Source organism: Aquisalibacillus elongatus, from assembly GCF_003843875.1.
Lineage (GTDB): Bacteria > Bacillota > Bacilli > Bacillales > Alkalibacillaceae > Aquisalibacillus > Aquisalibacillus elongatus.
On record NZ_RKRF01000010.1, the window covers coordinates 149,206 to 163,101 of the forward strand.

Here is a 13,896-nt window from a genome sequence, read left to right on the forward strand (position 1 = left end):
ATGAATTTGACAAAAATGTACTCAACAATTGATACACATGTAGATGGGGAAGCGTTTAGAATTGTAACTCATTCACCAATCGGTCTTACCAGTACTAACATTGTGGAGAATCAAAATAAATTAAATCAATCATTTACGCAAGTTAAAGAAATATTGCTCAATGAACCAAGGGGACATAGGGGAATGAATGGATGTCTGACATTACCTTCAAACCACAGTGATTTTGGGTTGTTATTTTTCACGCACAATGGTTCCGCAACATTCAAAATTGGAGCTTTAATAGCAACAACAGTTTCGTTAATAGAAACTGGAAATCTCGAAGTCAAACCTAATGGTAAGTATAAAATAGAAACTTACTTAGGGGTCTATCAATTGGAAGTCGAATTTAATAGAGGTACGGTATTAAGGGTTTTAATAGAAAATAAAGATACTGAGAAGTTAGTTCAAGATAATTGGGTTGTAATTGATGGGGGAAGGCGGTACAGGATTTTCTCATTGCCAGAAGAAATTCCTGCAATCGAAATGGATTACTTAACTACACTTAAAAGATGGGGCAAGGATAAAGTTAATGAACTAAATTTAAATCATGAAAAATACGATGGCATTATATTGGTAGAAAACAAGAATCTAGATGAATATAGGACAATGACTTTTGAGAATGATGGACATATCTTAAGGTCCCCTGGAATTGACAGTACGATGGCTTTATTAATTCAAAAAGATCTCTTGAACATTACTAATTACAATATTTTTGGAAACTCTATTTCTGCGAAAAAACAACATAATAGTCTTGAAATTGAATTGAAGAACAAAGTTTTTATAACCAGCGTAAGTGAATTTGTATTAGATGAGGATGATCCATTAAGAAATGGGTTCATTATAAAGTAAGTGTTTTTTCTAAAAATGAAAACGCTTACCAAAAATTAAGGAGAGTGAAATTATGGTCGACGAAAAAAGGTTACCGACGCTTGGAGAGGTAGGTTTTGTCTTAGTAGGTTTCATTGTCATCATGTATTTGTTCATCGTGCAGTTTGAATTACCTATTCAATTAGCTTTACTAACTGTTTGGTTTTTAATTATGATTGTTGGGCTGAGGATAGGGTATACGTATTATCAGATGCAAAATGGTATTATTAAAGGAATTACTGATGGAATGGAAGCTGTATTAGTCCTAATATCAGTAGGTGCTTTAATTGGTACTTGGATAGCCGGAGGAATTGTTCCGAGTATTATTTATTTCGGTTTAACGATTATTGATCCCACAATATTCTTATTCGCAGCATTTGTAATTTGCGCCATCACTTCATTGGCAACTGGTACTTCTTTTGGATCAGCAGGTACAGCTGGTATTGCAATGATGGGGATTGGTGCAAGTTTTGGAATGCCGATTGCTTTAGTCGCAGGTGCTGTTATTTCAGGGTGTTATGTTGGTGATAAACTATCCCCGTTATCAGATACCACAGTAATGACAGCATCTTTATCGAAAGTTAATGTAATTGAGCACATTAAAGGTATGTTGTATGTAAGTGGCCCAGCTTTTGTTATAGCAGGTCTATTGTTCATTGTTATGGGCTTTTTCTATGGAGGAAGTGGAGACCTTTCACAAGCAGAACAAACCATGCAATCCTTGAGTAACTACTTTAATATCGCTTGGTATATGTTAATACCTGCAGCAATTGTTATTGCACTATTAGCGATGAAGAAACCAGCCATTCCAGTTATTCTATTTGGAGCATTGCTTGGCTCTATATGGGCAGGTCTATTTCAAGGATTGGCGCCTTTAGAAGCATTCACTAGTATTTATACAGGAAGTACTATCGAATCTGGTGTAGATTTTATTGATAATTTACTGAATCGTGGTGGAATCACGTTCATGTTAGAAGTTATCGTCCTTATCTTATTTGCTCTTGGTGTAGGTGGCTTAATGGAACAAACAGGCATTTTAAGAGCTATTTGTGTCAAGTTGTTATCTTGGGCAGATAATGCAGGGAAAACAACTTTATCTACTATGCTATCAGGATTCTTTGGTAACTTCTTTGGAGGGGCAGCGTATGTGTCCCTAATAACCGCAAGTAAAATGACTGAAGAAAACTATGACAGACTTAATTTAGATAGAAGACTATTATCAAGAAATACTGAGGCAGGTGGTACAGTCACAACCCCTATGGTACCTTGGTCTGATGGAGGAATATTTATGGCAGCAACTTTAGGTGTCTCAACTTTAACTTACTTGCCATTTTTATGGTTCAACCTACTAGTAGTTTTAATTTCATTAATATACGGATTTTCGAATAAATTTATCTGGTACACTAATGATCATACTGTTGATAATTCGGAGAAGGCTAGTTAAGAATTTATTAAAAGTAGCTACACAAATGTAAGTGTAGCTACTTTTAATTTTCGGAATAATTAGATAATACTCAAATTTTATAATATACTATTAAGAAGGGAGGTTAGTTAAAATAGTGTTAAATCTAGTCGTTGAACAAAAGCAAAAAATAGTAATGACTCAAAACTTAAAACAGGCGATATCACTTTTACAATACTCCACTTATGATTTATATCAATTTATACATGAACAACATCTAGAAAATCCTTTAATTGAAATAGAAGAGACAGAACAATATTTTGGTAACAAACTCTCTACTGTTAATACCAGTAACACAATAGAGGAAATTGTTAGTGATGAAAAAGGCATGCAGGAGATGTTAATAGAACAAATTAATGAATTAAATATGAGTCATAGTATGAAGCATATCTTATATTATTTAGTACATAACTTAGATGAAAATGGGTATTTAGAAGTCGGTAACCATGAATTAAAGCAACTTTTAAAAATTAATGATGATATATTAGTAACAGCTATAAATCACCTCCAAGGTTTAGAACCAGTAGGTGTTGGTTCAAGAGATTTAAGAGAATGTTTATACTTACAAGCTTGCTATTACTTTCCTGATGATTGTTTATTACAAAAGTTAGTTACAAATCACCTTGAAGATTTGGCATCCAGAGACCTACGAAAGATTTCCGACTGTTTGAATTCAGATATATTAGAAATTGAAAACGCTTTTTCTCAAATTCAGGAATTAAATCCTAAACCTTGTAGTCACTTAAACTACATTAATGAGAACTGGATTCCTGATATTGAAGTTAAGTTTGAAAATAATCAACTAATTGTTAAATTGGTTGACGATTATTTGCCCAAAATCTCATTTAGTGAAAAGAATGCAAGGCTATTAAAAACATTAGAAAATCAAAAGGACTATTATCATAGGTCGTATCAAAATTTTAAATGGTTATTAAACAGTATAGAGCAAAGAAGAATGACTCTTTTAAGCATTACTAAAGCTATTATTAGCATTCAAAAAGAGTTTTTTGAGCATGGCATTTCAGCTTTAAATCCTTTGACTATGAAGGAAGTTGCTGATGAAATAGGTGTACACGAATCAACAATTAGTAGAGCTACAAAAAATAAGGTTATAAGAACGCCTGTAGGATTGTTCGATATGCGGGTATTTTTCTCTTCTAAACTAGCCTCTTTAGATGGTGAATTCGTATCACGTGAAAAGGTTAAAGTTCGCATGAGAGAAATCATCAGTGAAGAAAATAAGGAAAAGCCTTACTCAGACCAGAAAATATCCGATATCTTCGCTAAAGAAGGAATTGAGGTTTCGAGAAGAGCAGTTAGTAAATATCGTGAGGAGTTAAATATTCCTTCCTCTAGAAATAGAAAACAGTTTTAATGATCACTTTTACAGTTTTTTTAAAAAAGGAAACCTTTAAGTTTTATGTCGTCTTATTTTAATTATTAACAAAGGTTAATTAATACTAATGATTAATATTGATTTAACATGATCTATTTTAAGCAAGCAATACCAACATGCTCAACCATAAAAAGCTCACCCGACTTTAGCCGGGTGAGCTTTACTTATCTAAACAGATCCATTAATTTTTCCCAAAATCCTTTTGGTTCTTCTTCCTCGGGTTCTTCTTCGTCTTCATCGTCGTGCTTGATGCTTTCTGTTTTAATGACAAATTGGACGGTTTCGACTTTTTCATTTTTTGGTGAGACGAAAGACACGGGTTCGAAATCGGATTTATCGTATTCATTAATCATGTTATCAATTTCGTTCTGCATTTCTTCAGGTAAGTCGCTCGTAGACTCCATCAGTTCGGTTGTACCGTCGTGTAATTCAGCCGCACCATTTTCTAACTCACTTGTTCCGCTTGATAGGTCAGTAATACCGTTGTGAAGGCCATCGTATGAGTTTGAAAGCTCGCTTACGCCGTTGGTATAGTCGACTAATCCTGAATGGAAAGTTTTATACTCAGTTGAAAGCTGGTCGAGGCCTTCTTGTAGTTCATTAAGCGATCCATTAGAATCCATTTCATTTAGGCTCGTATCAAGCTCACTTGCCATCGTCTCAAGGTTTGTTCTCATCTCCTCAAGCGAACCAATGACTTGATCTAATGTTGGGCTAACTTGCTGAAATGCATCGTTAACCTGCGCATAAGTGCCTTTGGCTACTTGAGCAGCTTCGTACGTTTCGACTAGTTTCTGAACTGCTTCTGATTCAGGATTATTTTGAACGACTTCAGCAAGTTCCTCTTCAGACAAGTCACCTTCAGGAATTCCCTGCATTGAGTCATCAAGTGCGTTATAAGCTTCTTCGTAACCATCTTTCAATTCAGTCAAGCCTTCTTCAGTTTCTTCTAAACCAGATGCAATTTGAAGTAATCCTTCTTGTAATTCTCTTAACTCACTAGTATCAAAACTTTCACCTTGATTTAACGACTGACTCATTTCTTCAAGTGCCTGATCGATGGACCCTGAGCCTTCAATTAACTCAGCTGAGCCACCGTCAAGGTCATGTATTCCTGTTTGATAGTCTCCAGAGCCATTTTCTAATTCTGACACACCATCATTTAGATCCGAAATGCCACCTTTTAACTCTTTCAAACCGTCGTTCACTTCAGCTGTCGCATCGGATAATGACTCCATATCTTCAGTCATGTCATCCGAATCTGGAGAATCAACTGACATGGTTGAAGGCATTGCTGTTATTTCAAAACTTTCAAGCTCAAGATTTTTTACATCAGCTTCGATTGTAAAATTACCGTCTTTTTCAGGCATAACAGTAAAAGTCACTTGTTTGTTTTTGCCGGCATTGGCAACGATGCCTTCATCCGTTTCGATGTTTTGATAGATTTCAGAATCTAATGGAACAGAAATTTGTAATAAATAATTGTTATAAAAAATGGTGTCAGCTTCATCATTTTGTGTCGTATCAATATCAATTTGAAGCTTTCCATCATTTCCGAGCAGCTCATCAGCTGAGAGTGACTCACCATTAAGCGAGTAATTGATATCAATATCCCAAGGTAGTGGTTTACCATTTAAATCACCTTGATAGAAAAATTGCTCGTCTTTTGCTGTGAATTCTACTTGTTGCTCGTTTTGAGTAATCTCAGTTAAATCTGTTAAATTTTTGACCGTCGTATACTCTCCGTAATCCGTTATTTTACCTGGCTCTTCAATATTAAAATTATTGACAATGTACATGCCATCTTGTTCACCAGTTGCCTGAAGCGTGGCGTAAACAACTTCATGTTTTTCTGAATAAATGCCTTCGCCACTAGGCGAATCTTCTTCATTCGATGTATCAGAAGTAGCTGATACAAGAAAAGTCGGGATGACAAGTAAACATGACATCAAGATTAACAAAATTCGTTTCATGCTCATTCCCCTTTGTAAAATTTCGTGTTTAACGTCGTTTTTTCAATTATTTTATCCGACACAAGTAACATGGCAGGAAGGAAGAAGACGACTAAAATAAATGCCAACAGGGCACCTCTTCCTAATAGCATACCAATTGATGAGACAATTGGATTCGTTGACGTCCAACCAAGAATAAACCCAACACTTGATAAAATCGAAGCAGATATAAAGATCGCAAATGTTTTATCATCAATGGTCTTCTTAATCGCTTTTAATGCCGGCATGCGCTGACGGACTTTTGTATAATATTCGGTAAATAATATCCCGTAGTCTACCGTTGCGGCTAGCTGTACCGTACTAATGATTAAATATCCGACGTAAACGAGCGGAGTATCGGTAAAGTATGGGACTGACAAGTTAAACCAGACCGCTGATTGTATCGTAAGCAGTAAGACAATTGGTATAGTGATCGATTTAAAGGTAATCAGTAAGACTATAGCAATCGTTATAACGGTAAGTAAGTTAACAACCGTATTATCTGCTTCAACCGTGTGTTTAATGTCATATAACGTAACACTTTCACCAAGCAAGTGAACGTCATCATAGTATGATTCAGCTATATCCTCAACGTCTTCAATTAATGAAAAGGCACGGTCGCCCTCATTATCAGTTTTCGTATGGAGGGTGATCCGAGCATAATCATCGGAATAAAATTGCTCGGTCATCGATTCATCTAAATAATCTGATGGAATCCCCGAGCTAACCGTATTAACATACGAAACTGTGCTTGAGACGTTAGGTAAACTTTCTAACTCTTGGATGAGTTCTTCTTCTTTTGCGACATCGCCATTTGGAACTAATAGAACCATTGGCGTATTTTGGCCGAACTCATCTTCAATCGCAGCTTCATCCATACCTAAGCGCGTATTATCGGGCGCTTCACCCATGCCATAAATAAATGATGTTTCACTTTGTGCTAAAAATGCTGGCACAATGAACAGTATGACAAGTATTAAACTAGGCACTCGGAATTTCATTACGCGGCGTCCAACGCGTTTAAAATCAGGAACAATGGGTCTATGTTGCGTTTTATCAATCCATTTATAGAACATTAACGTTAGCGCTGGTAAGAAAATAACAACGCTAATATAACTGAATAAAATCCCTTTAACTAAGTTAACCCCTAAATCGGCACCGATGCCAAAATCCATAAACGTTAACGCCATAAAGCCAAAGAATGTTGTGCTCGCACTAGCCGTAATCGCAGGGAAGGACTGCTTCATCGCTTTATGCATTGCTTCCTTAGGATCAGCAATTTCCTTCCGATAGCTTGAGAAACTATGCAGTAAGAATATGGCGTAGTCGAGCGAAACGGCGAGTTGTAAAATCGGAGCAACCGATTGAGTCACAAACGAAATTTCTCCGATAAAGATATTCGTCCCCATATTAATAATGACTGAAACACCGATCGCCGTTAGGAAAAAGACAGGTTCCATCCAGGAATGAGTCGAGATAATTAAAATAATGATAATAATTGGTATGAGGAGTGCTGCCGCATTGATCGTTTCACTCCCAGTCATTTTTTGAGAATTGGCAGTATCAACAGCATCTCCCGCTAACGCACCATCTTCACCAATTAAATCGTAAATTTCCTCCGTAACCTCGACTTCATCACCCTCTTGAACGTGAATCGAGTATAACGCGAAGTCATCTTGATAATAAGATTCGATAGTATCTTCATTTGCAACTTCTAAAGGTGTTTTAATATCAATGGCATCATCAAGCCACATAACGTTTGAAACACCATCGATTGCTTCTAATTTCTCCTTATATGATAGAGCCTCAGTAATAGATACATCACGAACCATAACACGAGCATTGGTAATGGGTTCGTCAAATTCTTCTTCCATTAGGTCTGTAGCTTCCATCGAAGGCGAATCATCTGACAAATAATCCACCATATTATAGTTGACCGAAACGCCAAATTGGGCAATGGCGCTAACTAAGGCTATTATGATAAATCCTATAACAATAAATTTCCGATTATTTATGATTCGTGTTGATAGATCAATAAGGCTTCATCCTCTCTTGCATATAACCTAAATCCACTTTATTATTATATGGACACCGTGTTGGATATTCAACAAACAGTTTACGATTGAGTGTCAGTTTCTCAACATATACCGAAAATGTGTTGGATTGATACAAAATTGTCAAAAAAGGAGTCGATTCAAATGAGTCAAAAACTAGATCGACGAAAAAAATATACCCGGAGAGTTTTAAAGGAAAGTTTAATCTCCTTACTTAGTGAAAAATCAATCTCTTCGATAACGGTCAAAGAGCTTTGTGAAAAAGCAGATATAAACCGTTCTACATTTTATACACACTACTCGGACCATTATGACTTATTAGAGCAAATAGAAGAGGAGATTGCACAAGACCTCCGAGCATATTTGAGCAGTTATCAGTTTACGATTGAAGAAGAATCTAAACTAATGACACAAAAATTACTCGAGTACATTATTGAAAATAAGCATACATTTCAAACCTTATTAAATCAAAACGTCGATCCAACTTTTGAAAAACGGATGATGAATATTGCTCAACAATTTTTAATGAATAATTGGATGCCTATAAATAAAGGAGACGAATCCTATAACCGTTATCTCAGTACGTTTATTGTGAGTGGTGCAATTAATGTCATTAAAGATTGGATTAATCAAGATATGAATCAGTCACCGAAGGAGATGTCAGAGATGATCAGTCAGTTTACGAATAATGGATTGAGCATAATGGGAGAAAATAGATAATAGACCTAATCTATATGTTTTAAACGAATATCATTGCACAAACTATGGCCAAAAAGTAGAGGATGGTTATAGGTGGAACTAGATCAACTTATATTAAGACTTTTTCTAGCATTTTTTATTTTATTGGTTTTGGCAAGATTAATGGGAAAGAAGGAAATCAGTCAATTAACGTTTTTTAATTTTGTCTCAGCTATCTCAATTGGTGCAATAGCAGCAAGCTTTGCCATCGACTCTAGTTTAAGTATCCGTAATGGTATTATCGCTTTATTATCCTGGACAGTTTTTACATTGCTCATGGGATATATTGATATTAAGTTTAAAAAGGTTCGTAAATATTCGACGGGAGAACCCATAATAGTGATTAAGGAAGGGAAAATAATGGAAGAATCCTTGCAACATTCCCGGTTGGATATGGATTCATTAAAAGCTTTATTAAGGAAGAAAAATGTATTCAATTTAACGGATGTTAAATATGCAATTTTTGAAACAAGCGGAGAATTATCTGTAATGAAATATAGTGATAGCCCTAATCAGACGGTCTACCCAACTGCTACGGAAGTCGTGTCCGATGGTGTCATTAATTATAAAAATTTATCCAGGTTAGATTTAGATGAAAAATGGGTGAAGGAAAAATTAAACCAAAATGGAATTCAATCTCTGGATGAAGTTTTTTACGCAGAAGTCCAGCCTGATGGTAGTCTTTATATCGATCAAAAAGATGATGATGTGAAACATTAATTCATTTATCAAAATTATAATCAAAAGAAAATCTTATTAAATTTTGTTAGAATGAATTTAAAGATGTTTTAACATGGGGGATTAAATATAGTGGTGATTGATATCTTATGGATTTTAGTTGTTATAATAATTATCATTTGGATGATTTATCTAGATAAACGAAGACAGAAAAAGAATAAAAAGTATATTTATACACCCTACCGAGATAAAACAGAACATGAGAAGAACGTTGAAAAAGCTTTTACTAAAGCAAAATCTAATAGGCCATTTAGATAATGAATAGGGGAGCCCTATTCATTTTTTTAATTCTCCCATAACCTGTTGAGGTCATGACCCTCATTGGAAATTGTGAGTTGATAAACGTCTGGACGAGTCAAACCTTGCCATTCGTTAAACCCAAATGCATCTTCATAATACTTTAAAAGTAATGACATAATCCCACCGTGCGTAACTATTGCCACGTTTTGGTGTTCACTGTCTAAGATTTCGTTGATTACATTGATAATACGGCCTTGGGCTTCGTTGCTCGATTCCCCACCTTCATATTTTAAATCCATTTGATTGAATGTTGTCCGGAGTTTTTCAAGCCAATCTGAAAAATGCTCATTACTTAACACACGCTCAGACAAGCGTTCATCAATTTCCAAACTCATTTTTTCTTTTATGATATAAGGTCTAATCGTTTGAACCGCCCTTAGAAAAGGGCTTGAGATCACATGGTCTAGCTCAAATTCACTTAGAAAATGAGACAACTCATCAGCTTGCTTAAACCCTTTGTTTGTCAGTGGAGCTTCTGGATGTTGGCCTTCTGCCTGACAGTGTCTGATGATATAAATGTTTTTCTGCATAGTTCCCCTCCTGTTACTTCACAATCTGTACTTTTTTGATGGATCTTTCGTCGATTTCTAATATTTTAAAGGATAAGTTGTGTCGTTCAATGACGTCGTTTTCATCTGGAAAGTCGTTGATTTCTTTAAGTAAAAATCCAGATAAGACATCTTCTTCTTCTGGAATTTCCGTATTGAAAACAGCATTTAAGCGCCTTAACGGTATTTTACCGTCACAAATGATTTCAGTATCGGTAATTTTCTCAATCATCGAATCATTTTCAGCATCGATTTCATCCTCAATCTCCAATCCAATCATGGCTTCAATGATATCTTCATGGGTCACAATGCCTTCAGTACCACCATATTCGTCCAGCACAATCGCGATATGTTTATTATGTTTTGTCATCTCCCGAAACACATGTTCAATGGACTGAAACTCATAAACAATTAACGGATCCATATCACTAGTCGATTGAAGCGATTTTTCAGGTTGAGTCGACCATTGAATGAAAAATTTTGAATGAAAAACTCCAATGATATGATCAATGTCCCCGTCAGTAATCGGGTACCTCGTGTAAGGATTTTGAATGATCACATCTCGAACTTCTTCAAAAGTCGACTCCGCGTCTAGTGAAACAATTTCAATTCGAGGTGTTTGAAGCACATCTTTGACATTTAAATTTTGAAAGTCGAGAACGCCTTTAATTCTGAAGGACTCTTCATCATGAAAGGTGCCTTCTGAATCTGCAATATCAATCATCGCTTTAAATTCCTCTTTGGAAAAGGAATACTGTGTTTTTTCGCCTTTAGATAACCTTCTCGTGATTGAATCAGTCATCCAATTTAAGACGATGGTAATCGGTTTAAAAATGGTGACCACTGCCCGAATCACCGGATAAACGATATACGAAATTCGGTCCGGAAATGCTGCTGCCACTGATTTAGGGATCACTTCAGCAACGATGATAATCGTGATCGTTAAGATAGCCGTCGCCGTTGCCACATCGAACCCATATTGGATTGCCATTGTCGTCACAAGCGTTGGGAGGACAATGTTTGATATGTTATTACCAATTAATATGGAAGTAATGAATTCATTTGGTTTTTGTACGAGATTTAATAACTTCTCTGATTTTTTGTCTCCATTTTTTGCCTTCGATTGTAATTTCATATGATTGGTAGCTGTTAAAGCTGTTTCGCTTCCAGAGAAAAAGAAAGAAACGAAAATCAGCGCAATTATGGCGAATATCAAAATAGGTCCTCCTTATGTACGAACTAATAGTATTATAATACCCAGTTAGAGGTAAAGGCTAACAATGCTTCTATGAATTTCTAGATCGTCGCCAACGACATAAAGATGAAAAAACATAAGCCATAATATATAACGAGAATCCTAATAATACATATCCCGTTGAAGTAAAAAGGCTAATTGTCCCATCATAAATACTACAGTAATGACAATCCCATATCAATGTACTCGTTATTTGATATAGAATATCAAACCCCAACACTAAACTGATAATAGCTAGCCATTTATGTTTTAAACTTAAGAGCGCTATAAGTGGTAATAACCAAGCGATCACTTGAAATCCATTCAAACATCTTATAACCCCATTTCCCTAGTAAATATAGTATAAGTGTATATAAAGTTTTCAGAAAATGGAAGCATATCTTGGTAGATAAATGAACTTTAAGAGTAGTTCGAAAGTGAATCACAATTCATGATGTGTTCAATAAAAAGTTCAATATATCTAGATATTGTACAACTTGTTTGGTGTCTTAAATTTCTCTATCCGCATAAACTGTATTAATCAAAGTCCATTTCATATGTAGAATGGTTGGGAGTATTTTACTTCTTAATTTTTAAAGGATCTTGAGAGGAGGACACCATGGATATTTTAAAGAGAATTTCTGAACATCGTGCCCATGAGGAGAGCCTTCGTTGGGAAGGAACTTTTGCAGATTACTTAAAAATTGTAGAAGAGAATCCTCATGTAGCTGGAACGGCTCACTCACGAGTTTACAATATGATAAAAAGTGCAGGAGTTGAAAAAGCCGAGGATGGAACTTCGGAATATCTATTCTTTAGTCAAGAATTATACGGATTAGATCGCGCTATTGAAAAATTAGTGGAAGAGTATTTCCATTCAGCAGCTAAACGTCTTGATGTTAGAAAACGAATTTTATTACTAATGGGTCCTGTTAGTGGTGGAAAATCCACGATTGTTACGATGTTGAAAGAAGGTTTAGAGCGTTATTCCAGAACTGATGAAGGGGCAATCTATGGTATTAAAGGGTGCCCAATGCATGAAGAACCATTACATCTTATCCCACAAAAATTACGGGAGGATTTTGAAAAAGAATATAACATTAAAATTGAAGGAAACCTGTGCCCTTCCTGTCAGTTGATGTTAGAAAAGAAGTACGATGGCAAAGTAGAGGATGTTGAAGTTGAACGTATATTCTTATCTGAAGACAAACGTGTCGGAATCGGGACGTTTAGCCCATCTGATCCGAAATCACAAGATATTGCAGATCTGACGGGAAGTATTGATTTTGCAACGATTGCTGAATATGGATCGGAGTCTGACCCTCGAGCATATCGATTTGACGGTGAATTAAACAAAGCGAATCGAGGCTTGATGGAATTTCAAGAAATGCTTAAGTGCGATGAGAAATTCTTATGGAACTTACTTTCACTAACACAGGAAGGAAATTTTAAGGCCGGTCGTTTTGCCCTTATTTCAGCAGATGAACTCATTGTCGCTCATACAAATGAATCGGAGTACCGTTCATTTATTAGCAACAAAAAGAATGAAGCACTTCAATCTCGAATGATTGTTATGCCAGTTCCTTACAACCTATCTGTATCAAAAGAGGAACAAATATATCAGAAATTGATTAAACAAAGTGACATCGGCCATTTGCATATTGCTCCACACGCTTTAAGAAGCGCAGCCATTTTCTCCATACTCACTCGTTTAAAAGAATCCAAAAAGCAAAGTGTTGACTTAATGAAGAAACTAAAGCTCTATGATGGAAAAACAGTTGAAGGCTTTAATTTAGCAGATGTTGAAGAATTGCATCATGAGTTTTCAGATGAAGGCATGTCAGGAATCGACCCTCGGTATGTCATTAACCGTATTTCTAGTGCTCTAATCAATACTGATCGAAATTATATTAATGCATTAGATGTTTTACGGTCGTTAAAAGATGGCTTAGATTCTCATCCATCTATTACGAATGACACGAAGGATAAATACCTCAATTTTATTTCAATCGCTCGTAAAGAATATGATGAGTTGGCCAAGAAAGAAGTACAGAAGGCGTTTGTTTATTCGTACGACGAGTCCGCTAAAACACTGTTAGATAACTATCTTGATAACGTTGAGGCGTATTGTAATGAACAGAATATTAAAGACCCTCTTACTGGGGAAGAAATCGAACCTGATGAAAAATTAATGCGATCGATTGAAGAACAAATTGGTGTATCTGAAAATGCTAAGAAAGGTTTTAGAGAAGAACTATTAATCAGAATATCGGCTTATGCTAGGAAAGGAAAACGTTTTGATTATAACTCACATGAACGACTGCGTGAGGCAATACAGAAAAAACTGTTTGCTGATTTAAAAGATGTAGTTAAAATCACCACATCAACTAAAACACCAGACGAAGATCAGTTGAAAAAGATTAATGAAGTTATCAATCGATTGGTAGAAGAACATGACTATACCGCGGCATCAGCTAATGACTTATTGAGATATGTTGGTAGTTTGTTAAATCGATAGAATAGGAGGGA

At 35.7% G+C, this 13,896-nt stretch carries 11 protein-coding genes; 7 read left to right on the forward strand and 4 right to left on the reverse strand.

All coding sequences use genetic code 11. The features are described 5' to 3' along the window. The 3 genes from EDC24_RS10645 (at window position 1) to rpoN (ending at window position 3,743) form a co-directional block, all read left to right on the forward strand. A complete protein-coding gene (locus tag EDC24_RS10645) occupies window positions 1-888 on the forward strand; it encodes a proline racemase family protein (RefSeq protein WP_124222394.1) in 888 nt (295 codons plus the stop codon). Window positions 889-940: 52 nt separating this feature from the next. Beyond that, on the forward strand, window positions 941-2,350 hold the full coding sequence (nhaC, locus tag EDC24_RS10650) for a Na+/H+ antiporter NhaC (protein ID WP_124222396.1): 1,410 nt from the start codon (window positions 941-943) through the stop codon (window positions 2,348-2,350). Between the two features lie 115 nt (window positions 2,351-2,465). Beyond that, window positions 2,466-3,743, forward strand: coding sequence for an RNA polymerase factor sigma-54 (gene rpoN / locus EDC24_RS10655; protein ID WP_124222398.1), 1,278 nt, complete (start codon window positions 2,466-2,468; stop codon window positions 3,741-3,743). 185 nt (window positions 3,744-3,928) lie between these two features. Here the strand turns inward: rpoN and EDC24_RS10660 are convergent, their stop codons facing one another. Together EDC24_RS10660 and EDC24_RS10665 are read right to left on the reverse strand one after the other, a co-directional pair. Further along, entirely contained in the window at window positions 3,929-5,737 is a 1,809-nt protein-coding gene (locus EDC24_RS10660) for a coiled-coil domain-containing protein (protein ID WP_245998117.1), read from the reverse strand. Between the two features lie 2 nt (window positions 5,738-5,739). Then, window positions 5,740-7,680 (reverse strand): efflux RND transporter permease subunit, encoded by a 1,941-nt coding sequence (locus EDC24_RS10665; RefSeq protein ID WP_245998120.1) that lies wholly within the window; start codon window positions 7,678-7,680, stop codon window positions 5,740-5,742. Between the two features lie 273 nt (window positions 7,681-7,953). On the opposite strand from EDC24_RS10665, the gene EDC24_RS10670 reads away from it, so the two are divergent. The 3 genes from EDC24_RS10670 (at window position 7,954) to EDC24_RS10680 (ending at window position 9,543) form a co-directional block, all read left to right on the forward strand. Further along, window positions 7,954-8,529 carry a TetR/AcrR family transcriptional regulator gene (locus EDC24_RS10670; RefSeq protein WP_124222404.1) on the forward strand — a complete coding sequence of 192 codons (576 nt, stop codon included), beginning with the start codon at window positions 7,954-7,956 and terminating at the stop codon, window positions 8,527-8,529. A 72-nt stretch (window positions 8,530-8,601) separates the two neighbouring features. Continuing rightward, the gene (locus EDC24_RS10675; protein WP_124222406.1) at window positions 8,602-9,267 is read left to right on the forward strand and encodes a YetF domain-containing protein; all 666 of its coding nucleotides are present in this window, start codon (window positions 8,602-8,604) and stop codon (window positions 9,265-9,267) included. 90 nt (window positions 9,268-9,357) lie between these two features. After that, window positions 9,358-9,543 carry a hypothetical protein gene (locus EDC24_RS10680; RefSeq protein ID WP_124222408.1) on the forward strand — a complete coding sequence of 62 codons (186 nt, stop codon included), beginning with the start codon at window positions 9,358-9,360 and terminating at the stop codon, window positions 9,541-9,543. Between the two features lie 26 nt (window positions 9,544-9,569). On the opposite strand, the gene EDC24_RS10685 is transcribed toward EDC24_RS10680, so the two are convergent. Continuing rightward, entirely contained in the window at window positions 9,570-10,115 is a 546-nt protein-coding gene (locus EDC24_RS10685) for a histidine phosphatase family protein (RefSeq protein ID WP_124222410.1), read from the reverse strand. A gap of 13 nt (window positions 10,116-10,128) precedes the next feature. Then, the gene (locus tag EDC24_RS10690; protein ID WP_124222412.1) at window positions 10,129-11,349 is read right to left on the reverse strand and encodes a hemolysin family protein; all 1,221 of its coding nucleotides are present in this window, start codon (window positions 11,347-11,349) and stop codon (window positions 10,129-10,131) included. Between the two features lie 637 nt (window positions 11,350-11,986). Here EDC24_RS10690 and EDC24_RS10695 point away from each other — a divergent pair. Continuing rightward, entirely contained in the window at window positions 11,987-13,885 is a 1,899-nt protein-coding gene (locus EDC24_RS10695; protein WP_124222414.1) for a PrkA family serine protein kinase, read from the forward strand. Window positions 13,886-13,896 lie beyond the last annotated feature (11 nt).

Bases quoted from the DNA above. Each gene is read 5' to 3' on its own strand.
- nhaC (WP_124222396.1), top strand. From the start codon at position 941: ATGGTCGACGAAAAAAGGTTACCGACGCTTGGAGAGGTAGGTTTTGTC.
- EDC24_RS10670 (WP_124222404.1), top strand. From the start codon at position 7,954: ATGAGTCAAAAACTAGATCGACGAAAAAAATATACCCGGAGAGTTTTA.
- EDC24_RS10660 (WP_245998117.1), bottom strand. From the start codon at position 5,737: ATGAAACGAATTTTGTTAATCTTGATGTCATGTTTACTTGTCATCCCG.
- EDC24_RS10695 (WP_124222414.1), top strand. From the start codon at position 11,987: ATGGATATTTTAAAGAGAATTTCTGAACATCGTGCCCATGAGGAGAGC.
- EDC24_RS10665 (WP_245998120.1), bottom strand. From the start codon at position 7,680: ATGGTGGATTATTTGTCAGATGATTCGCCTTCGATGGAAGCTACAGAC.
- EDC24_RS10645 (WP_124222394.1), top strand. From the start codon at position 1: ATGAATTTGACAAAAATGTACTCAACAATTGATACACATGTAGATGGG.
- EDC24_RS10685 (WP_124222410.1), bottom strand. From the start codon at position 10,115: ATGCAGAAAAACATTTATATCATCAGACACTGTCAGGCAGAAGGCCAA.